This window comes from Frankia sp. Mgl5, assembly GCF_023242985.1.
GTDB classification, from domain to species: Bacteria; Actinomycetota; Actinomycetes; order Frankiales; family Frankiaceae; genus Parafrankia; species Parafrankia soli.
Genome location: NZ_JALKFY010000007.1, coordinates 70,483 through 90,260, shown reverse-complemented (window position 1 = coordinate 90,260; position 19,778 = coordinate 70,483). Strand labels below are relative to the sequence as shown.

Sequence of the window (19,778 nt, the reverse complement as noted above, 5' to 3'; positions counted from 1 at the left end):
CAGGAAGCCCGGGTAGACGACCTCGGAGCAGCGTCCGTCGCGCCGCTGGTCGGTTCGCAGGGACGAGCTGCTCGCGCTCTGCCCGGACCAGTGCGCGGCGCTGATCCGCTTCCCGCAACGATTAATCGGCGTCCCTCCCCCGCGCTCCGCATCTCGCCAGCGAGTCGGAGACTGCCGGCCCGTCAGACCGGCTTCGCCGCGACGAGGATCTGACTGGCCAGGAGGCCAGGCCCGGCTGCCATTCGTTCGTGCCGATCGGGTTCGTGCCCGTCAGCTCGGCCTGCCTGGCGGGCGACCGACCGTGAGCCGCAGCACCCGGACGGACCTCCAGAACACGACGTCGAATTTCCGCCAGCATTCGCCGGAGCAGCTGCTTTATGTTCGGCAAAGACCACCGTCACAAGACTTGGAGACAATGATGTCGAGCATAGCCCTCATCACCGGAGGAAACCGTGGCCTGGGTTTTGCGGCGGCCAGGTCCCTGGCCCGGAAAGGTGTCACAGTCATCGTCGGCGCGCGCCGCGAGTCGGCCGCCCGCGAGGCCGTCTGCGCGCTGCGCGACGAGGGGTTTGCAGCCGACTGGGTAAAACTTGAGGTCGCCGATGCGGCCACTGCGAAAACCGCCGCCACCGTGGTCCGGGAGCGGTACGGCCGACTCGACGTACTGGTGAACAACGCGGGTATCTCACCCGAGGTCGTGACCGTCGGAATACACGAGTTCGGCGGTCCAGACATCTTCCGGCGTACATACGAGACAAATGTGTTCGGCCCGGTAACCGTAATCGAGGCTTTTCTTCCGCTACTACTCAGGAGCGATGCCGGCCGGATCGTCAATGTGTCCTCGACGATGGGCTCGCTCACGGATCAAAACAATCCTATTTCCCCGTACTACTCCTCGCTCCTGCCAGCCTACCGAAGCTCGAAGGCAGCATTGAACAGCATCACCGTTGAATTGGCGAAGAGCTTGAAGAATACTCCGATCAAGGTTACAACGGTATGCCCGGGATTCGCCCAGACAGATCTGACTCCAATAAACAGGCAGGCACCGCTGACTGCCGACCAGGGCGCGCAGGTCGTGGTCACCGCGGCGATGCTGCCCGCGGACGCGGAATCGGGAATGTTCATCGACGCCAACGGCCCGGTCGCATGGTAGGTCACCAAAGCGCGTCGGGCGCTGACCGCCTGCCAGGGATCGGCTGTTCGGGCCCGCTTGGACGACGAGACGACGCCGCGCTGGCCCTGCTCGTGTCATGAGCCCCGCGGGCTGGTGCGGGCGCCCCACAGCTCCGCGATCTGTCCGTCAGCGACCCGGATGATTTCGATGAGTTCCGCAGTGTTGTCGGTCAGCCTGGACCGGATCACCGCACGATCATTTTCAGCCGTCAGGTCGACGACCTTCGTGCGTAGGTCTGGCGCGGCCGCGCGCATGGCGAGCCATCGCTGTCGGATGCGCGCCCGCCTTCCTCTGCGAGCACGCGCGCCAGTGGCCCGAGTCGGCCGAACGCCCGGGCCAGGCCGAGGTGGTCGCCGTAGTCGCGGGATTCGACGATGTGCCCGTCGCGGACACGGACGACGAAGACACACGGCAGCGTGAAATCGCCCTGCTCACCCCTTCCGACGTAGCTGAACTCGACGACGACCAGCTCGGGGTCTGCCGTCCGATGCACGACGAGGTTCGCCGGCTCGAACCGTCGGACGCCGGCTGCCCCACCGGCCGATGGGAAGGAGGCAGGCCGCGCGGAGGAACGCCGTCGCCGACCGCGAGCGCATCCTGACCTCAGCCGAAGCGGTGTTCGGCGAGCACGGCGCGGCCGGCTCGACCGAGGACGTCGCGCGTCAGGCCGACGTTGGCATCGCGACCGTGTTCCGCCACTTCCCGACGAAGGCAGCCCTGGTGGAGGCGGTCTTGGTCCGCCACTTCGACCTGCTGAACGAGCGGGCATCTGTCCTGGCCGCCCGCTCGGACCCGGGCCCGGCGTTCTCGGACCTGATCCGAATCATGATCGAAGGTGCGTCGACCAAGCTGACGCTTGCGTCCCAGATGCCGGACGGGTCGAGTTCCTCAAAGCCGTCGAACAGCAGAATCCCGAGGCTTTTCAAACGCTCGCCTTCACAAATCCGGATGGACATGCGACACCTTCCGCTTGGTTCACGTCCACCGTCGCGGGCCGAACCGCCACACCCCGTGTACCGCACGGTCATGCTCCACCGTGGTCACTGGTGGAGAAGCCATTCGACGCCGCCGCTCGTTCTTTCCGAAGGCCGCTGGTCCAGCACCATCCCGATCAGCAGCGCCAGCGGGTCGTTCGTCAGCAGCTCGTCCGCCTCGGCGATCTGGCTCAGGTGCAGTCCCACGGCACCACCGTAGCCGACCACGTCTCGGTGACCGTCGCGCCGCCGGCCAAACCGTCCTCTCATCTCAGGTGGCCACCCCCTCTTCGTGATCATCCGCCCCTGGAAGGAGGGCCGGTCGCCACGGTCTACGCCCACGGTCGAGCCAAGAAGTCCATCCATGTGGGGATGACCGCGAGGTCAGCGGACTGGATTCTTCCGCTATGGAAATTTCACGAACAGCGAATTCGGTTGTGGCCGGACAGACCGGTGCGGCTATCACCGTCGAAGGGTTGGCAAAGCACTACGGCAGGTTTGCCGCCGTCGAGGACGTGTCGTTCAGCATTCGTAGCGGAGCCATCACCGGGTTCTTCGGGCCCAACGGAGCCGGCAAGACCACGGTGCTCAAAGTGATCAGCGGGCTTGCTCGGGGGAACGCCGGGCGGGTTCTGGTGAAAGGTCGTGAGGCACACGCGCGGGACGCGGGCACCCTGGGCGTCTTCATCGAGCCCTGCGGCGCTCACCCAGGCCGCTCGGCACGCGTGCACCTTCGTTCGTTGGCGACCATGGCCGGGCTGCCGGGAGCGCGGGTGTCCGAGGTGCTGGCGCTGGTGGGCCTTGAGCAGGACGCGCGTCGCAGGGTCGGGAGGTACTCGCTCGGCATGCGCCAGCGGCTTGGTCTCGCGGCGGCGCTGCTCGCCGATCCGGACATCCTGGTGCTGGACGAGCCGACCAACGGGTTGGACCCGAAGGGGATCCGATGGCTGCGGACCCTGCTGCGGGAACGGGCCGACTCGGGCCGCACCGTCGTGCTGTCCAGCCACTCGCTGACCGAGGCCGAGCGGCTGGTCGACGATGTCGTCGTCATCCACCGGGGGCGCATCGTGCATCAGGCTCCGATGGATGCGACTACCCAGCGTGGATCAACGCTCGAGGACATCTTCCTTGCCCTGACCGGAGGGGAGGACGCGTGACCCGGCTGGTCAGGGGTGAGCTGATCAAAATTGTGAGCACGCGCACGGCGCTGGCGTTCGCGGTGACCTCGGTCGCCCTGACCGCCGCCAATGCGATGATCGTCGCGCTCGCCTCGGGGACGCTCGACGAGGTGGGAGAGAAGGAGGAGGCCCTGTCCGGTATGCCGATCCTGTTGCTGCTGCTCGGGGCGGTCGGTGCCGCCGGTGAGTTCCGGCACCGCACCGCCGCGCCCGCGGCGCTCGCCTCGGGTGCCTCCCGGGAACGGCTGCTGCTCGCGCGGGCCATGGCGTACTCGATCACGGGCCTGGTCGTCGGCACGCTCATGGTCGCGGTCTCGCTGGGGGCGGGGCTGCCGCTTCTGAGCCGACAGCCCGGGCCCGACCTGAGCGCCGGCGAGATGACCGGAGTGGCGGTGGGTCTGCTGGGGTCGTCGGTACTCGCGACGATGATCGGAGTCGCCGTCGGCGCGCTGCTTCGCAACCAGATCCTCGCGGCGGTCGGCGTGCTGATCCTGACCTTCGTCATGAACCCACTGCTCGACCGCGTGCGGGACGGCTCGTCGGACTACACGCCGCTCGGCGCGGTGGCGGTGCTGACCCGCATGGTCCACGGACCGGCCCGCATCTCGCTGGCCGCGGCCGCGATCGTCCTGGGCGCCTGGACGGTGGGGCTCATGGCCGCAGCGCTGGCCGGCGAACGTCGGCGCGACCTGGCATGACCATCGAGGTGGCGGGGCTGCGGCGACTGCGTGCCCGCGCGGTGGCGGCCGCCTGCGTCCGCGACACGGGGCGGGGCTACCGGTGGGACCGGCGCGCGCTCGGATTCGATCTCCTCGTCGCGGTGGCCGCCACGATCGCCGAGCTGAGCCTTCTCCTCAACGACGACCACGCCGCGCGAGTGTCGACCGTGCTGCTGGCGGTTTCATCCGGCGGCGCGCTCATCGCGCGTCGCCAGGCCCCGTGGATGCCGCTCCTCGCGACGCTCGCGCTCGCCGGGGCTCTGGTGGCCACCGGTGACGCACCGGGCGGTGTGCCTGTCCTGGCAGCGCTCTTCACGATCGCTGAACGTGGCGACTGGCGCCGCTCGCTCGCCGCGCTCGTGCCCACTGCCGTGCTCCTGGCCCTGCTGTCGATCGTGTCCGTCCCGGTGACGGCGGGAGTGTGGGCGCTGGGCATGTATGCGCAGACCCGCCGCCGGTATGTCCGCGCCCTCGAGGAACGCGCCGATCGCCTCCGGCGTGAGCAGGAGCAACTGGCCCGGATCGCGGTGCACGAGGAACGCGCGTCGATCGCCCGTGAACTCCACGACATCGTCGCTCACTCGGTGACCGTGATGCTGCTCGGCGTGCGCGGCGCCCGCGACGTGCTGCGCACGTCGCCGGACCGGGCCGACGACACGCTGGCCCTGGTGGAGAAGAGCGGGGAGCAGAGCCTCACGGAACTCCGCCGGATGCTGACCGTGCTGCGCGCCCCGGGCACCCCCGCCGACTCCCGCCCCGCGCCCTCGCTGCGGGACCTGGAGGGGCTCGTCGCCGAGTATCGTGCCGCCGGGTTGCCCGTCGAGCTACGGGTAACGGGGGAACCGGTCTCGCTGCCCGACGGTGTGGAGTTGTCCGCCTACCGCATCATCGAGGAGGCTCTGACCAATGCGGTGAAGCATGCGCGTCCCAGCCAGGTCATGGTCGCACTCGTCTATCGTGACCGGAGCCTTGGCCTCGAGGTGACCAATGACGGGACAGCCACCGAGTCGGCGTGGGTTCCGATCCTCGGTGACATCGGGGATGCACCCGCGACCAACGAGTCGGCTCGGCACGGCCTCATCGGGATGCGGGAACGGGCCTCGGTTCTTGGTGGCGAGTTGGAGTTCGGTCACCAGCGCGACGGCTGGTTCCGAGTCGCCGCCCGTCTCCCAGCGGACGAGGGAGCATGAGCCTGGGCCACGCCGTCGCGGCGACACTCACGAGAGCGAGAATCGGATGAGTATCCGCTTGCTGATCGTGGACGACCAGGAACTGATCCGGACCGGCCTGCGGCTGATACTCGAGGCCCTGGACGACTTCGAGGTGGTCGGCGAGGCCGCGGACGGCCAGGAAGCACTCGCACGCGCCGAGGAACTGCGACCCGACGTCGTCCTGCTCGACATTCGCATGCCGCGCATGGATGGCGTCGAGACCACCGCCCGCCTGACCGGCGGCGGGCTCACCCCGCCCCCGCGCGTGCTCATCCTCACCACCTTCGACCTGGACGAGTACGTGTTCGGCGCGCTGCGCGCCGGAGCGGCCGGATTCCTGCTCAAGGACGCCTCCCGCGAGCGCCTGATCGAAGCGATCCACGTCCTGCACGCCGGCGACGTGCTGCTTTCGCCCGCCATCACCAGGCGGCTGGTCGAGACCTTCACAGCCCGTACCCGCCCGCCGACGCCACCCGGCCTGCTCGACGAACTGACGCCACGCGAGCGCGAGGTGCTGGTACTGGTCGCCCGCGGCCTGTCGAACACCGAGATAGCCGAGCGTCTCGTCGTGACTGAGGCGACGGTGAAGAGCCACGTGGGTGCCATCTTCGCCAAGCTAGGACTACGAGACCGGGTCCAGGCCGTAGTGCTCGCGTACGAGAACGGCGTCGTCGTCGCCGGCGAGCCCGCCTGACCCGTCCAAATCCGCTCGGCCTGGCTGTGCTCCGCCGTGAGCCGGGCCGCGGCGGTACGCGGTCGGAAGAGGGCACGAATGTCGGCCGACCACGCCCGCAGGGGCGCCAGCTCTACCCGTTCGGAAGGTCAGCTGCTGCCAGGTCGGTGTGGATGTATTTCAAGCTCTCGGAACCGCGTTCCCCACAGGCTGGCTCGCGTATGTATGCAGCGTCGACCTGGTCTCCCAGAAACCCGCCCTTCCCGCGATAACGAAGGCCGCTCTTCGCGAGGTGAACCGCCCGCGGCATCACCGTGGCCTGCCTCGGAGCAAGGGCCGTCGCGCCGCCCGTCAGATCACCTCGATACCTGAACGTACCCCGACGATACTTGCTGTTTCCAGTCGGTCACGGAAGAGTGGCGACCCTGCGCGGACGCCTGACCAGCGACTTCTCACCGCAGCACGCCGGCGAGACTTCATCTTGGCGCCAGCCTGCGTTCACTTGCTTGGCGCAATGAGTTGACACTCTTCTTTCCCTCTGAACCATGGAAGGAATTGGGGGGTTCGATGCGTGTGAAACGCCTCGTGACGGCGATGGTTCTTGCTGTCACCGGAGTCGCTCTGCCGGCGACAGCCGCGCTCGCGGGAGACACTCCGCCGGGCCAGGAGAAGCCGGGACATTTCTCGTTCGCTGTCATCGGCGACATTCCGTACGGCAGTGACCAGCTCGCCGCGTTTCCGGGCTGGATCGGCCAGATCAACGCAGCCAAGCCGGAAATGACGTTCCATGTCGGCGACATCAAGAACGGTTCGACCCGCTGCGACGACGGCTACTACCGTCAGATCAAGGCAGACTTCGATCTTTTCACCGGCCCACTGATCTACAGCCCCGGCGACAACGAGTGGACCGACTGTCACCGGGCGAACAACGGCGGGTACAACCCGCTGGAGCGGCTCGCCTACGACAGGTCGGTGTTCTTTCCCAACCCGGGGACCACGCTCGGCCAGAAGCCGATCACCGTCAGCAGCCAGGCCGCTGCCGGATTCCCGGAGAACGTGCAACTTCGCCAGCAGGGCGTCGACTTCGCGATGTTGCATGTGACCGGCAGCAACGACGATCTACAGCCGTGGACCGGCATCGGGCGGACGGCGGCCACTCCGGAGCAGGTGGCCGAGGAGACAGCCCGGATGGCCAACGCGATCACGGTCGTCCACAACAGCTTCACCGACGCACGTCAGCGTCACGACCGGGCTGTCGCACTGTTCATACAGGCAGACATGTTCGACCCGACGTACACCCCGGCATGGAGCGACATCTCGGCGTTCAAGCCGCTGGTTCAGGCCATCGTGGACGAGTCCAGCTCGTTCCAGGGAGAGGTCTACCTGTTCAACGGTGACAGCCACATCTACCACAGCGACCAGCCGGTGGCCGCTGGATCGCCCTGGCTCACCACCTACGGCATCACCGGGTCGGCGGACAACCTCCACCGCGTCACCGTCGACGGATCGAACAACAACGCCGACTGGCTCAAGGTCACCGTCAACCGTCCCGGCGCGGCGCACGTCCTGAGCTGGGAGCGGGTTCCGTACCTGTAGACCCGGTATCAGCAGTCCGGACATTCCTCGCTACCGCGATGCCGCCGCGAAGCTGACTCGAACGGTGGACTCGAACGGTGGAACGGTGCGGCGACCGGGCCGGGGAGCCGCTGACAGCTCCCCGGTCCGGTCGAGACCGGACAGGTCCACCGAGACCACCTGCCCCAGCAGACCGACGTGCGCAGTCCTCGATGCGGACCACGAGCGGCTTCCGGACTCACGGTGGTCGCTCCCCAGCCGGTGTCTGTTGCCGCGTGCCTATCTCCGCCAGAAGAAGTGGTGCACGACACCGCTCGGGCTTGGTACGCGTTCCAGGTGGTAGCGGTCGGTCAGCTCGTCCGGGTTGTCCCAGAGACGGAGACCACTGCCGAGTTCATGCGGGCCGACGGCGATGTGCATCTCGTCGATCAGGTCCGCGTCGAGGAACTCGCGGATGGTCGTGACGCCACCGCCGATGCGCACGTCCCGGCCGTCGGCGGCGGCCTTCGCCTGCTTCAGTGCTTCGTGCGGCGTCGCGTCGAGGAAGTGGAAGGTCGTGTCGCTCAGGGTGAACGACGGCCGAACGTGATGCGTGAGCACGAAGACCGGCGTGTGGAAGGGGGCTCGTCTCCCCACCAGCCCTGCCACTCGTGGCCCGGCCAGGGGCCGCGGATCGGACCGAACTTGTTGCGCCCCATGATCTCGGCGCCGATGTCGCGGGTGAAGTCACGTACGACGTAGTCGTCGAGCCCTCGGGTGCCGCCGGGATCGGTGCGGTGAACCCAGCTGTCCGTGGCACCGGCCCAGGCGAACAGGTCACCAGGGTCCACCTGGCCGAACGGGCGTTCGAAGCTTTGCTCCTCGCCCGCTCCGATCCCGTCCTGGCTGACGCTGAAGCAGTGGACCCGGACCCGCTGTGTCATGGCCTACCTCCTGAACGTGGGCGGCTCGCCTGTCGCGGCCGCATGCCAGGTGGTCGTCGCCGACACGCCCCGCGCGACAACGACGGCGGAGATTCCTGGCTGCCGTGGCGAAGATTCCTGGCTGCGTAGTGTCGCGGGAGCACTGTCGGCGACGACCACCTGGTGAGCCGCCGCGCGGGTGGCTGCTTCGCCAAGGAGGAGACCGTGAAGTATCTGATCATCATGCAGGTCGACCCGGCTGTGCTGGAACAGCTCACCGACGACCAGCAGCGGCAGATCCAGGAGGGACACGGCGCGTTCATCACCACCACCAAGGAGCGCGGTGAGTTCATCGCGGCTCAGGCCCTCGCCGACCCCAGCCAGTCGAAGGTCATTCGCAGCTCCGGGGGCCAGCCCGAGGTGACGGACGGCCCGTTCGTCGAGAGCAAGGAGTTCATGGGCGGCTTCTATCTCCTCGACGTCGAGGACGAGGCCCGGGCGGTGGAGCTGGCCCGGCAGATACCCGATGCCAGCATCCCCGGCCTCGCCCTCGAGCTTCGGCCGGTGATGTTCGCCGACCTCGGAGCGGGATGATCCCAGCTGAACCCCTCGGCGAGGGCCGGTGGCGCGAGCTCGCGCGACAGGCCCTCGCCCGGTTGCTGCGCAGCTATGGCAGCGCCCAGTTCGACCTGTGCGAGGACGCCGTCCAGGATGCGCTCCTGCAGGCGTACCAACAGTGGCCGGCGCGGTTTCCCGACGACCCGCTGGGCTGGCTGATCGCGACCGCCCGCCGCCGGTATGCCGACCGCGCCCGCAGTGACGCCCGGCGCCGGCACCGCGAGACCCGCGCCGCGTTGCTGCAGCCCCCGGTGGCGCCGGAGGCCGTCCAGCGGGACGACTCGCTGCTGGTGCTGCAGCTGTGCTGCCACCCCGACCTGCCACGCTCCGGACAGGTCGCACTGACCCTCCGGGCGGTCGCCGGGCTGACCACCGCCCAGATCGCCAACGTCTACCAGGTCCCCGAACGCACCATCGCCCAGCGGATCACCCGGGCCAAGCGTCGCCTCTGCGAGCTCGGCCGGCCGCTACCGCCACCCGGGCAGGCAGGCGAGTGCGTCACCGCCGTCCTCGGCGTGCTCTACGTGATGTTCGCTGAGGCGCACCACACAACCGCCGGCGCGCCTCCCCGCGACGCGGATCTCGCCGTCGAAGCGATTCACCTGACCCGGCTCCTTCGTCGCAGCGTCCCCGAGTCCACCGAGGTCACCGGGCTTCTCGCGCTGATGCTGCTCACCGAGGCCCGTCACCCGGCCCGGGTGGGGCCGGACGGGCGTCTCACCTCGCTCGACGAGCAGGACCGCGCGTTGTGGGACCGGGAGCTGATCGACGAAGGGATCAAGCTCGTCGAACAGGCCACCCCGGGCGCCGAACCCGGCCCTTACCTGCTCCAGGCCTGCATCGCGGCTCTGCACGCCGAAGCCCCCGACATCGCGACAACCGACTGGGACGAGATCCTCGCGCTCTACCGGCTCCTCGAGATCGTGACCGGTCATCGGAACCCCACGATCACCCTCAACCGGATCGTCGCCCAGGCCATGGTCGACGGCATCGACGTCGCCCTCGCCCAGATCAACGCGCTGGAAGCCGACCACCCTGGCCTTCCCCGTCTCAACGCCGTACGCGCCCACCTCCTGGAGCAGGCCGACAGACCGGACGACGCGGCCAGGGCCTACCGACGAGCCATCGCCGCCACGGTCAATCTCGCGGAGCAACACCACCTCAGGCACCGCCTACGCCGCCTGTCCGGCGCACACGCGTGACGCATGGACCCCCCAGGGACTCCGCAGGTGTCTGTGCGGCCGCGTTGGTGTTCGGGTCCGCCCTGCCCAACCTGGATTTCAGCGACGACACATGACCGGTCGAGGGCGGGGGCGTCAGCCCCGCCGCACCGTCAGCCGTTCCTGTCGCGCGGCCAGCAGCGCGTTCGTTCTTTCCGAAACCCGCTGGTCCAGCGCCATCCCGACCAACAGCGCCAACGGATCGTTCGTCAGCAGTTCGTCCGCCTCGTCGATCTGACTTAGGGGGCGACTCAGGTGGTCAGAGGCGGCGGTTGTTCCAGCAGGCTGACCCGCACCCGCCACGGTTCGCCTCGGCCACGCCGGCACCACACCTCCTCGACCGCCGTACTGAGCCGTTGACCGGCCCGCCAGCGGCCCTGATCACTTCCGGCTCCCACCGCGCGCAGATCCCAGCCCGGTAGCGCCCGGTGGATCGCCTGCTGGTCCTGACGCAGCATGAGGACCCGGCCTTCCTCATGCTCCCGCGATCCGTCGGCGGTAGCTGGTGACGGCGCGGCAGGCCACCACGGCACCGAGAGTGCCCCGAAGATCTCGGCTATCTCGGACGACGACAGGGCGTCCCATCCGGGATATTCCCGGCGACGGCGGAGGAGAATCCAGCCGGCGACGGCGGGCATCGCCAGTCCGACTGTGGTCAGGCCGATCGGAAGACCCCAGTTCCATGAACGGTCAAGCTCACGTGCCCGGGTCGGATCACGCTCGTCGTACTCCACTGTCAGGCTTTCCCCGGCTCGCAGGTCCCCCCCGTCAGTGCTGATTTTCGTGACAATCTCCCTGCCCGCGCGGGTGACGAAACGTGCCGTCGGCCGCTCGTGCGGACCGCCGGCGTCCAGTACCTCGGCAGTGGCCACGACTCCATGCTTCGAGAAAGTGACGTTCGAGTGGAAGAAGTATCCCGCGACGGCGAGAAGGACCAGGCCAGCGACCAGCGTCTTCCAGAAGACGTCGGCCCTACCCGTAAAGACGCGGTCAGGCCCCCGCCCCCGGGAGGAGATCTTCGACGGGCCGTCCGGCATGTCCTTCGCCTCTCTCCAGGTAGTCATGAAGGTCTCTTCCCCGGACAGGACGCCGACGTCGTATACGCCCTCGTAGAGACACGGACGGCGGCGGGACGGCAGCCGCCCTGCCGGTCGGGTGCTCGGCTCGGATCCGAATCTCAGGCCGTGCGGCGGTCGAACTGTGCCAGCAGGCCACGAGTGAGGTCGTGGAGGCGACGGGCATCGCCGAGATCCCACGGCCCCGGCTCCAGCGACACTCGGCGGCCTTCCAGGACGGCGGTCGCGACCGGCTTCCCGACCACCCGCAGCCGGTCGACCTGTGCGGCGGTCACCGGGTCGTACTCCCCTGCGAAACTCGTGACGACCACGCCCGGGTGATTCAGAACGTACCGGATGCCGGTGTCGGCGTAGGTGTCCACGAAGTCGACGCCGAGCAGGTCGTTGAGCCGGCCGGCATGACCCATCGCCCCGACGCCGTGACAGCCGCGTTCCAGCTGGATGTCGTCCCACCGGACCGGCCCGGTCTGCCCGGCGCCCCCGAAGTTGAGCACGACCGGGTTCTCGGCGCGGCTCAGCGCACCGGCCATGGCTGAGCAGGAACCTGCTGAGGTAGAACAGCGCGAAGTTGCTCTCGAACCCGTCCGCGGTCAGGACACGGTTCGACCGGTGGTACCGCGCGCCGAGCACCAGAACGTCGAGAACCGGGTAGTGCTGGGAGATGTGTTCGGCCAGACGGCGGTTCTCGGCCACCCCGCTCAGGTCGGCGCTGATGAACCGCGCTCGTTCGCCGGCGCCGGCGAACGCCCTGCCTTTCCGCTCGTCGCGCCCGACGGCGAGCACCTCGAACCCGCGGCGGAGGTACGCCTCGGCGAGCGCTCTGCCGATGCCGTCGGTGCCGCCGGTGATCACTGCCGTAGCCATGTGCCGGCTTCTCCTTCCGCGGAGACGCGCCGCCCGAGACGAGTGCCCACAGGCGCGATGATCGGCCCGTCAGCGGGGGTCGTCGGAGGGTCGTCGGAACCGGCTCGTCCTCAAAGTGAGGTTCCAGCGCCTCGCGGGTTCGCGAGCCACTCCTCCACGCGCTGTCCCTGGCTGGCCCACCTCGACATGCGTGGCGCCGTTCGGGGCACCTTCAATACTTTGCCCTTGCGCTAAGTGTCCCGGCGAGCAACACTTAGCCGCATGGCACAGTATTCGGCGCAGCTCGACGGCGTGTTCGTCGCCCTGGCCGACCCGACCCGGCGCGGCGTCATCCGACGCCTCGGCCGCGGTCCGACGAGCGTCGGCGATCTCGCCCGCGAGTTTCCGATGACCCTTCCCTCGTTCATGAAGCACGTACGGACCCTCGAGTCGAACGGGCTGATCCACACGGTCAAGTCGGGCCGGGTGCGCACCTGCGTGCTCAACCGCGAGCGCCTCGCGCTCGTCGACGGCTGGCTCGCCGAACAGCACCAGATCTGGGAAGCGCGCTCCGATCGCCTCGAACGCCTCCTCACCGATCCGAAGGGGAACCACCAATGAATCCCGACCTGGACCTCACTCTGGAGCGGATCATTCGTGCCCCCCGCGCCGCCGTGTGGAGTGCGTGGACCGACCCGTCCCGCTTCGAGAGGTGGTGGGTACCGGCTCCGGCTTTGTGTCGCGTCGACCACCTGGACGTCCGGCCCGGCGGCGCGTTCGTGACCCGCCTGAGCGACGACGGGGCGGAGTTCGTCCCGCACATGGACGCAAGCTTCCTCGTCGTCGACGAGCTCGAGCGGATCGTGTTCACGAACGCGATCGACAGCGCCTGGCGCCCCGCGAACCCTGCCCCGGTCGCCATGACCGCCGAGATCATCCTGAGCGATCATCCAGATGGCACGGACTACCGGATCATCGTCCGCCATGGTGATCTCGCCGCCCGAGCCCGGCACGAGGAACTCGGCTTCCTCGAAGGCTGGGGCTCGGTCACCAAGCAACTCGCCGCGGTCGCCGAAAGCCAGGACGCGGGATGAGGATCGTCCTCACCGACCACGCGGTGGTTGTTCGTCCAGGGCGGGAGTGAGGTCGAGGCCGGCGGGAGTGAGGCGGCAGGCGTCGCTGCCGTCCCCGCGCCGTCGTGAGCGGGCCGAGGCCGACTGGCTGCGCGAGTTGTGCCTGCACCTGGCCGACAGTGCACGCTACCGCGACGAGGTACTGCTCCCGCTGCGCCGGCATCCCGAACCGGTTCCATCCTCGCCACCGACATCCTGACGATCACCAATGGTCGGATCAGCTCCGTCTGGTGTTCTTCGACGAGCGGAGCGCGTTGCTCGGCCTCGGGGTGCTCGTCCCGGGAAGACACTGGATCCGGCCAGGTAGCCCGGCCCGCCAGGGCCTCGGTGTCCGTCGGCTGACGTGACCGTGGGGGTCAGCCCGGTCGAGCAGCGGAGTCGGTGTCGGTGTCGGTGGGGGCTCCGCTGACGCGCTGCCGGTAGCGGCGGGTCTTGACCCGGTTGCCGCAGACGGCGGTCGCGCACCAGCGCCCGGTCCGGGGCTTCGATCCGTCATAGAAGACAACCCGGCAGTCCGGCGCCGCGCACATCTTCACGCGCTGCCAGGTGCCGTCCGCCGTTGCCAGGACCGCGACAGCCGCGAGCCGCGCCAGCGCCCGGGCGACCTCGCTGCCTCCTGCGGGCTCGAGTTCGACGCCACCCGGGCCCACCCGGACCCGCAGCGTGAGGCGACTGGCCACGTCGCCCAGATCGACAGTCTCCGGCGACGGTCGCCCAGTCCGCTGGTTGGCCGCCGCGGCTTCGCGCAGCGTTGCGCGCAGGCGCAGTGCGTCCGCGAACTCGGCCTGACCCGCGGACGTCCCTTCCCTCGCCAGGCCGTGAGCGGTGAGCCAGCGGCTCAGTGCCTCGGGAGCCGTGAACTGCTCGTGTGGATGGTGGGCACCGAAGGTCCGCTCGTCCACGGAGTTGAGGAACGCCCCCAGCACACGCAGCGATGGCGGCGCATCGTAGTGCGCCGACCAGGCGTCCGCGGGGTCCATGTCCTCACCAGTGAACCACCCACCAGCAGGCGACACCATTAAACTGTATAACTAGTGTCACCGTGACAGGGCGGCGATCTGAGGATCGCCACGTGGAAGGGATCGGGCAGGGCAGATGCAGACTGGAGAGCGGGCCGGACGGACATCGGGCGTGGAGGCCGGACGGGTGACGCCGTTCCGGATCAACACGCCGGACGACACACTGGAGCAGATCCGCCAGCGACTCACCGCATTCGATCCAGTGGCCCTGCCGAGGCGGCCTGGCTGGCGGTGCGGCACCGACCCGACGGCGCTCGAGGAACTCACGCGGTACTGGCTCACCGACTACGACTGGCGCCGCCACGAGCGCGAGCTCAACGCCTTCGAGCAGTTCACCGCCGCCGTCGACGGTGTCGAGGTGCACCTTCTACGCGAGCCCGGTTCCGGAACCGCGCCCCCGACGGTGCTGCTGCTGCACGGATGGCCGACATCGTTCGCAACGTTCCGCGCGGTCATCAGCAGGCTCGCGCATCCGGAAACCGCCGGCGGCGATCCGGAGGACGGGCTGACCGTCGTTGTCCCGTCGCTGCCCGGCTACGGCTTCTCCCCGCCCGCCTCGGCCCCGATCGGCGTCCGGTCTGCCGGACACCTCTTTCACAGGCTGCTGACCGAGGTCCTCGGGGAGGCCAGGTACTACGTCCACGGCGGGGACCAGGGTGCGCCGATCGCCGAGTGGATGGCTTTCGACCATCCGGACCACTGCTCCGGGCTACACACCACTCTCCTCGGCGTCCGCCACGACGGAGCGCCGCTGGGAAGCGGCCTGACCGGCGTCGAGGATCCAACGGCGGACGAGATCCTGTTCGTTCAGCGGGAACACAACCTGAACACCGGCCCTCTGGGCGCCTACTTCCTCCTGCAGGCGACAGCGCCGCTCACACTGGCACCAGCCCTGGCGGACAGCCCGGCCGGCTTCGCCGCGTGGGTGCTGGAGAAGTTCCACCTGTGGAGCGATCAGAACGGCACCAGCGACGGCCCCGCGCTGACCCTGGACGACATCATTACCGAGATCATGATCTATCTCGTCTCGGACAGTGTCGCCAGTTCGCTGGTGGCCTACGCGGAGTTCCTCTCCGACCCGATCACGCTTCCGCCCGGCCGCGTCATCGAGGTGGCCTCCGCGTTCGCGGCCTTCCCCGACCCGCGGGTCGTGACTCCGCCGGCCAGCTTCGTCGCACGTTCACGCAACCTGACGTGCTTCACCGAACCGCCCCGCGGTGGGCACTTCCCGAGTCTGGAGGCTCCCGACGTCTTCGCGGCAGACCTCACCGGGTTCATCCGGGCGACGGAAAGCAGCAGCACATGATCCGCTGACCGCCCCCGCCCCGCGAGTTTCAGTGGCCGATCTCCACTCGTCGCGGCACTGCGGCCACGCGTTCCAGCCTGCCGCAGGCTCTGCTGTCAGATCTTGCTAGCATCTTGTGCATGACGCGGACGATCACGCTTCGGCTTTCGGACGAGGCCTACGAAGCGGTCAAGCGGTATGCCGAGGCCGAGGGCACTTCGATGAACGCCTGGGTCGAGGGCGTGCTCGACGCCGAGGACATGCGCCGACGCTGTGCCGCCCACGCCACCTGGGTGCGGGCGAGCCCGACAGTCGCCCGCGCGGCCCTCGCCTTCGGTGAGGCCAACCAGCAGGCACTCAGGACGGCCGGGCTGCCCAACCTGGCGGGCACCGCCGAATGAGATCGCCGCGGCGCGGCGAGATCTGGACCACCCGCACCGGGCCGACCCCCCAGGCGGTGCTGGTCATCAGCTCCACGGTCTACAACGAGATCGTCGATGAGCCGACCGTGCTGGTCGCACTGGTGGTGGAACATGCCACCGACGAGGGATTCTGCGTCAGGCTCGGCGAGGGCCAGTGGGCTGTGATGGGCCTGGTCACGTTTGTGGCCAAGGCCGCTCTGGATGAGTGCCTGCGCCGGGTCGACGTCCAGACGCTCACCAACGCCAACACCATGCTTTTCAAGATCCTGGCCACGCCCGAACGCTGACGTCTCACTCGCTCTTTCCGAAGGATGCGGAGTCCGGCGACCGCGTGTGGACGCTCGCCGTCGCCCGGGGGCCGCGGCCGGGTGGAGGCGGTTGACTCTCCAGTAGGTGGAGACCCGAGGATCGGCTCCATGATGATCGGCCAGCTCGCGGCGAGCACCGGACTGCCGGTACGGACGTTGCGGTTCTACGCCGATGCCGGGGTGTTGCCCGCGCGGGAACGCACGGCGTCGGGCTACCGGCTGTTCGGGCCCGACGCCGTGGCCCGGGCGCGGCTCATCCGCACCCTGCGCGAGCTCGGCGTCGGGCTGGACGACATCAAGCGGGTGCTCAGCGCCGAGACATCGCTGGATGAGGTGGCCGCCGAGCACGTACGCGCCCTCGACGCCCAGATCCGCGTGCTGCGGCTGCAGCGCGCGGTGCTGCGCGCCTTCATCGGATCCACCGACCCCGAGGAGCTGCGACGGATGACCGACCTGACGAAGCTGACAGCCGAGCAACGCCGCCGGATCGTCGACGACTATCTCGACGCCGTCTTCGGCGACAACCCCAGCGCTGTCGCCGACAGGCTGGCCATGGGCGCGCCCGAGCTCCCCGAGGACCCGACCCCGGAACAGGTCGCGGCCTGGGTGGAGATCGCCGAGCTGCTGCGTGACCCCGACTTCGTCGCCACCAGCCGCCGGATGGCCGAGCGCGCCCGCGCCGAAGGGCCGGAGCCGGATGTGGCGCAGTTCGAGGTCGGCAAGGCTGTCGGCGAACTCGCCGGACCCGCCGCCCGGGCCGGGGTCGACCCCGCTTCCGCTGACGCCCTGGCTGTGATCGAGCGCCTCGACGCCCTCAGCCCGGGCCCCGCGGAGGACCGCGCGCGCAGGGCCGAACGCATAGAGGCCTTCACCGACCGCCGGGTCGGCCGTTACTGGACCCTCGTCGGCATCATCAACGGCTGGGCTCCCAGCCAGGCGCCCGAGGACATCGTCGACACCTGGGAGTGGTACGCCCGGGCGCTGCGCGCCCACGCCTGACATCCCGCGTTCCCAGCTCCCGCGCCCGAGCGTCCGTCCAGGGCGGGTCCCGCCGCGGCTGCCGGGAGACGGCGGCGCGGGACACCGCGTTCGACACCGCGTTCGCCCCCCCGTCCGCGTCCTGACCAGCACGGTCAGGGCGCGGACGCCGCCCAGGACCCGTCTCCGGGGGCGGCCTGGGGCGGCCGTCCGGAGCCGGGGGCGGCGTGGGCGTCAGAGGTTCGCCCCGCCGGTGGCGTCGATGACCTGGCCGGTGATCCAGCGGGCTTCGTCGGAGGCGATGAACGCCACCACGTCGGCGATGTCGGCGGGCTGCCCGATCCGGTCGAGGGCGGAGAAGGAGCTCCACAGCGCGACCTGCTCGGGGTCGTCGCGCAGCCACCTCGCGTTGCTGTCCACGTCGACGATGCCGGGCGAGACCGCGTTGACCGTGATCCCACGCGCGCCGAGCCCCTTCGCCAGGCTGTGACTGAGCGTGTTCAGCGCGCCCTTGCTCATCGCGTACGTCAGCATCTCCGGGGCGGCGATCCGGGTGACTCCCGAGGAGATGTTGATGATCCGCCCGCCGGCACGCAGCCGCGGCAGCGCTTCCTGGATGACGAAGAAGGGCGCCCGGGCGTTGACCGCGAAGACACGGTCGAACTCCGCCACGGCGGTGCCGGCGAGGTCGCCGGAGGACGAGATGCCGGCGTTGTTGACCAGTATGTCCACCCCGGGCTCCACGTGGATCTCGGCCAGCCCGGCGTCGAAGGCCGCCCAGAGGGCGCGCGCGGCGTCCGGCGGCTCGAGGTCGGCCCGGACGGTGAAGGCCCGGCCACCCGCCCCGACGATGCGCAGGACCGTCTCCTTCGCCGCGGCCTCGTCCCTGCCGTAGTGCACGGCGACCAGGGCGCCGTCGGCCGCCAGGCGTTGCGCGATCGTCCGTCCGATACCCCGGCTGGCCCCCGTGACCAGCGCGGTCCTGCCGTCGAGACGTGCCATCGCGTTCCCTCTTCCGTCGCGGGTTAGATCTTTAACGATCATTAAAGATCTCGGGGTGAACTTTAGCGATCGCTATAGAATGCGTCAATGGCGACGGCAGACTCCCCCCGCCCCGGCAGACGCCGCACGTTCGACCGGGCGCGGGCGCTCGAGCTGGCGATGTTCGAGTTCTGGCAGCGCGGGTTCGACGCCGTCTCGATGGCGGAGCTCACCGCGCGGATGGGCATCGCCGCGCCGAGCCTGTACGCGGCCTTCGGGGACAAACGCGCCCTGTTCCGCGAGGTGGTCGACACGTACGCCGGCTCCTACGGCGCCTTCTTCGACCGGGCGCTGGCGGCGGAGGAGACGGTGGGCCGCGGGATCCACCGCGCGCTGCGGGCCGCGGCGATCGAGTACACCCGGCCCGACCGCCCGCGCGGATGTCTCATCCTGAGCGCCGCGGTGAACTGCGGCACCGCGTCGGCCGACGTCGAGGCGCTGCTGCGGGAGCGTCGGGAGGCGAACACCGCGGCGTTGCGCGAGCGGATCGCGGCCGACATCGCCGCCGGGGTGCTGCCCGCCGCGACCCGCGCCGACGCGCTCGCCCGGTACGTGGGCGCCGTACTACAGGGCATGTCGCAGCAGGCACGCGACGGCGCCGACGCGACGGACCTGCTCGCCGTCGTCGACGTGGCGCGGGCCGCGTGGCCGGCGGAGACGGCCACGCCCTGACTCCGATTATCGGGAGACCCGGCTACCGGGAGAGCAGCGCGAGGACCCTCTTCATGGCGTCGTCCCGGGCCGCCTGGTCGAAGGCCGGGGTGTCGGGCCAGAAGAAGGCGTGCTGAACCTCCGGATAGACCACGACCTCGTGCCGGACCCCGGCGGTGCGCAGTTCCGAGGAAATCTTTTCGACCTGATCCGAGTCGATCAGAAAATCTTTTTCTCCGACGACGAACAGCAACTCTCCGCTGATTCCCCGGGTCAGCTCCAGCGTGGGTTCCGGCTGACTGAGTGGAATATCGGTGCTCGGGAGCCAGCCGCCGTACAGGACGGCCGTACGGGCGATCGGCAGCGTGGCCGCGGCGAGATAGGCCAGGTGCCCACCGGCGCTGAAGCCGACCACCGCGGCCTCGCGGACCGCGTACCGATCGGTGAGCGCCGAGACGGCGGCCCGCACATCGGCGACCGCCCCGGCCCGGGTCATGTTGTGGAGCAGGGCGAAACCCTCGGTGCGCCCGGCGTCGTCACGGGAGAGGAACCGCCCCTTCTCAGCGTCCCGATGGTAGAACTCCGGCGCCGTCACCAGGTGTCCCGCGGCCGCGATCTCGTCCACGACCGAACGGATCTCTGGGGTCACGCCGAACAACTCGTGCGCCACGATCACACCGACCGGGGAGAAATCTCCGGCCGGCCGAGCGCAGTACGCGGCCATTGTGGTTCCGTCTTCCACCGGTATCTCGATCCACTGCCCGACAACGTTCATGCG

24 protein-coding genes and 3 pseudogenes are annotated in these 19,778 nt (G+C 69.2%); 17 read left to right on the top strand and 10 right to left on the bottom strand.

All coding sequences use genetic code 11. From position 1 onward, the window contains the following. Positions 1 to 418 precede the first annotated feature (418 nt). Positions 419 to 1,153, top strand: a complete 735-nt coding sequence (locus MXD62_RS05435) for an SDR family NAD(P)-dependent oxidoreductase (protein WP_368862316.1) — start codon at positions 419 to 421, stop codon at positions 1,151 to 1,153. Between the two features lie 95 nt (positions 1,154 to 1,248). On the opposite strand, the gene MXD62_RS05430 is transcribed toward MXD62_RS05435, so the two are convergent. Both MXD62_RS05430 and MXD62_RS05425 read right to left on the bottom strand, forming a co-directional pair. Then, positions 1,249 to 1,428: an ester cyclase gene (locus MXD62_RS05430; protein WP_248828330.1), complete on the bottom strand. Its 180-nt coding sequence runs from the start codon at positions 1,426 to 1,428 to the stop codon at positions 1,249 to 1,251. Beyond that, entirely contained in the window at positions 1,383 to 1,667 is a 285-nt protein-coding gene (locus MXD62_RS05425; protein ID WP_248828329.1) for a hypothetical protein, read from the bottom strand. Before MXD62_RS05425 ends, MXD62_RS05430 begins: the two co-directional genes overlap by 46 nt. 50 nt (positions 1,668 to 1,717) lie before the next feature. Here MXD62_RS05425 and MXD62_RS40065 point away from each other — a divergent pair. Then, positions 1,718 to 2,053 (top strand): annotated as a pseudogene (locus MXD62_RS40065) (TetR/AcrR family transcriptional regulator); the annotation flags it as partial. A gap of 161 nt (positions 2,054 to 2,214) precedes the next feature. On the opposite strand, the gene MXD62_RS05410 reads toward MXD62_RS40065, so the two are convergent. Beyond that, a complete protein-coding gene (locus MXD62_RS05410; RefSeq protein WP_248828327.1) occupies positions 2,215 to 2,355 on the bottom strand; it encodes a hypothetical protein in 141 nt (46 codons plus the stop codon). A gap of 200 nt (positions 2,356 to 2,555) precedes the next feature. Here MXD62_RS05410 and MXD62_RS05405 point away from each other — a divergent pair, with 200 nt between their 5' ends. From MXD62_RS05405 to MXD62_RS05385, 5 genes are all read left to right on the top strand, one after another. Then, positions 2,556 to 3,305, top strand: coding sequence for an ABC transporter ATP-binding protein (locus tag MXD62_RS05405; protein ID WP_368862314.1), 750 nt, complete (start codon positions 2,556 to 2,558; stop codon positions 3,303 to 3,305). Next, entirely contained in the window at positions 3,302 to 4,024 is a 723-nt protein-coding gene (locus MXD62_RS05400; RefSeq protein ID WP_248828325.1) for an ABC transporter permease, read from the top strand. Before MXD62_RS05405 ends, MXD62_RS05400 begins: the two co-directional genes overlap by 4 nt. After that, a complete protein-coding gene (locus MXD62_RS05395) occupies positions 4,021 to 5,235 on the top strand; it encodes a histidine kinase (protein WP_248828324.1) in 1,215 nt (404 codons plus the stop codon). Before MXD62_RS05400 ends, MXD62_RS05395 begins: the two co-directional genes overlap by 4 nt. Positions 5,236 to 5,281: 46 nt before the next feature. Next, the gene (locus tag MXD62_RS05390) at positions 5,282 to 5,950 is read left to right on the top strand and encodes a response regulator transcription factor (RefSeq protein WP_248828323.1); all 669 of its coding nucleotides are present in this window, start codon (positions 5,282 to 5,284) and stop codon (positions 5,948 to 5,950) included. A gap of 546 nt (positions 5,951 to 6,496) precedes the next feature. After that, positions 6,497 to 7,525, top strand: a complete 1,029-nt coding sequence (locus MXD62_RS05385; RefSeq protein ID WP_248828322.1) for a hypothetical protein — start codon at positions 6,497 to 6,499, stop codon at positions 7,523 to 7,525. 258 nt (positions 7,526 to 7,783) lie between these two features. Here the strand turns inward: MXD62_RS05385 and MXD62_RS40060 are convergent. Then, positions 7,784 to 8,427, bottom strand: a pseudogene (locus MXD62_RS40060) (dihydrofolate reductase family protein). 204 nt (positions 8,428 to 8,631) lie between these two features. Between MXD62_RS40060 and MXD62_RS05370 the strand changes: the two are divergent. Both MXD62_RS05370 and MXD62_RS05365 read left to right on the top strand, forming a co-directional pair. Then, positions 8,632 to 9,000, top strand: a complete 369-nt coding sequence (locus MXD62_RS05370; RefSeq protein ID WP_368862315.1) for a YciI family protein — start codon at positions 8,632 to 8,634, stop codon at positions 8,998 to 9,000. Continuing rightward, positions 8,997 to 10,226, top strand: a complete 1,230-nt coding sequence (locus MXD62_RS05365; protein WP_248828318.1) for a sigma-70 family RNA polymerase sigma factor — start codon at positions 8,997 to 8,999, stop codon at positions 10,224 to 10,226. Before MXD62_RS05370 ends, MXD62_RS05365 begins: the two co-directional genes overlap by 4 nt. Before the next feature lie 269 nt (positions 10,227 to 10,495). Here the strand turns inward: MXD62_RS05365 and MXD62_RS05360 are convergent, their stop codons facing one another. From MXD62_RS05360 to MXD62_RS05350, 3 genes and pseudogenes are all read right to left on the bottom strand, one after another. Beyond that, entirely contained in the window at positions 10,496 to 11,308 is an 813-nt protein-coding gene (locus MXD62_RS05360) for a DUF3592 domain-containing protein (protein WP_248828386.1), read from the bottom strand. A 113-nt stretch (positions 11,309 to 11,421) separates the two neighbouring features. Beyond that, entirely contained in the window at positions 11,422 to 11,850 is a 429-nt protein-coding gene (locus MXD62_RS05355; protein WP_248828395.1) for a hypothetical protein, read from the bottom strand. A 127-nt stretch (positions 11,851 to 11,977) separates the two neighbouring features. After that, positions 11,978 to 12,184 (bottom strand): annotated as a pseudogene (locus tag MXD62_RS05350) (SDR family NAD(P)-dependent oxidoreductase); the annotation flags it as partial. Between the two features lie 261 nt (positions 12,185 to 12,445). On the opposite strand from MXD62_RS05350, the gene MXD62_RS05345 reads away from it, so the two are divergent. The 3 genes from MXD62_RS05345 (at position 12,446) to MXD62_RS05335 (ending at position 13,495) form a co-directional block, all read left to right on the top strand. Beyond that, positions 12,446 to 12,784 (top strand): metalloregulator ArsR/SmtB family transcription factor, encoded by a 339-nt coding sequence (locus tag MXD62_RS05345; protein WP_248828317.1) that lies wholly within the window; start codon positions 12,446 to 12,448, stop codon positions 12,782 to 12,784. Beyond that, the gene (locus MXD62_RS05340) at positions 12,781 to 13,257 is read left to right on the top strand and encodes an SRPBCC domain-containing protein (protein WP_248828316.1); all 477 of its coding nucleotides are present in this window, start codon (positions 12,781 to 12,783) and stop codon (positions 13,255 to 13,257) included. Before MXD62_RS05345 ends, MXD62_RS05340 begins: the two co-directional genes overlap by 4 nt. A 67-nt stretch (positions 13,258 to 13,324) precedes the next feature. Beyond that, the gene (locus MXD62_RS05335) at positions 13,325 to 13,495 is read left to right on the top strand and encodes a hypothetical protein (protein ID WP_248828315.1); all 171 of its coding nucleotides are present in this window, start codon (positions 13,325 to 13,327) and stop codon (positions 13,493 to 13,495) included. Between the two features lie 157 nt (positions 13,496 to 13,652). On the opposite strand, the gene MXD62_RS05330 is transcribed toward MXD62_RS05335, so the two are convergent. Then, positions 13,653 to 14,276: a CGNR zinc finger domain-containing protein gene (locus tag MXD62_RS05330; protein ID WP_248828314.1), complete on the bottom strand. Its 624-nt coding sequence runs from the start codon at positions 14,274 to 14,276 to the stop codon at positions 13,653 to 13,655. Positions 14,277 to 14,427: 151 nt separating this feature from the next. Here MXD62_RS05330 and MXD62_RS05325 point away from each other — a divergent pair, with 151 nt between their 5' ends. The 4 genes from MXD62_RS05325 (at position 14,428) to MXD62_RS05310 (ending at position 17,329) form a co-directional block, all read left to right on the top strand. Then, entirely contained in the window at positions 14,428 to 15,621 is a 1,194-nt protein-coding gene (locus MXD62_RS05325; RefSeq protein ID WP_248828313.1) for an epoxide hydrolase family protein, read from the top strand. Positions 15,622 to 15,740: 119 nt separating this feature from the next. Continuing rightward, positions 15,741 to 16,001 carry a toxin-antitoxin system HicB family antitoxin gene (locus MXD62_RS05320; RefSeq protein ID WP_248828312.1) on the top strand — a complete coding sequence of 87 codons (261 nt, stop codon included), beginning with the start codon at positions 15,741 to 15,743 and terminating at the stop codon, positions 15,999 to 16,001. Further along, complete coding sequence (locus MXD62_RS05315; protein ID WP_112106466.1) at positions 15,998 to 16,309, top strand: MazF family transcriptional regulator; 312 nt, start codon at positions 15,998 to 16,000, stop codon at positions 16,307 to 16,309. Before MXD62_RS05320 ends, MXD62_RS05315 begins: the two co-directional genes overlap by 4 nt. 129 nt (positions 16,310 to 16,438) lie before the next feature. Further along, complete coding sequence (locus MXD62_RS05310; RefSeq protein WP_248828311.1) at positions 16,439 to 17,329, top strand: MerR family transcriptional regulator; 891 nt, start codon at positions 16,439 to 16,441, stop codon at positions 17,327 to 17,329. Positions 17,330 to 17,542: 213 nt separating this feature from the next. Here the strand turns inward: MXD62_RS05310 and MXD62_RS05305 are convergent, their stop codons facing one another. Continuing rightward, entirely contained in the window at positions 17,543 to 18,310 is a 768-nt protein-coding gene (locus tag MXD62_RS05305) for an SDR family oxidoreductase (RefSeq protein ID WP_248828310.1), read from the bottom strand. 87 nt (positions 18,311 to 18,397) lie between these two features. Here MXD62_RS05305 and MXD62_RS05300 point away from each other — a divergent pair, with 87 nt between their 5' ends. Continuing rightward, positions 18,398 to 19,021, top strand: a complete 624-nt coding sequence (locus tag MXD62_RS05300) for a TetR/AcrR family transcriptional regulator (protein WP_248828309.1) — start codon at positions 18,398 to 18,400, stop codon at positions 19,019 to 19,021. A gap of 22 nt (positions 19,022 to 19,043) precedes the next feature. Here MXD62_RS05300 and MXD62_RS05295 read toward each other — a convergent pair whose 3' ends face one another. Next, positions 19,044 to 19,775 (bottom strand): dienelactone hydrolase family protein, encoded by a 732-nt coding sequence (locus MXD62_RS05295; protein WP_248828308.1) that lies wholly within the window; start codon positions 19,773 to 19,775, stop codon positions 19,044 to 19,046. Between the last annotated feature and the right edge of the window lie 3 nt (positions 19,776 to 19,778).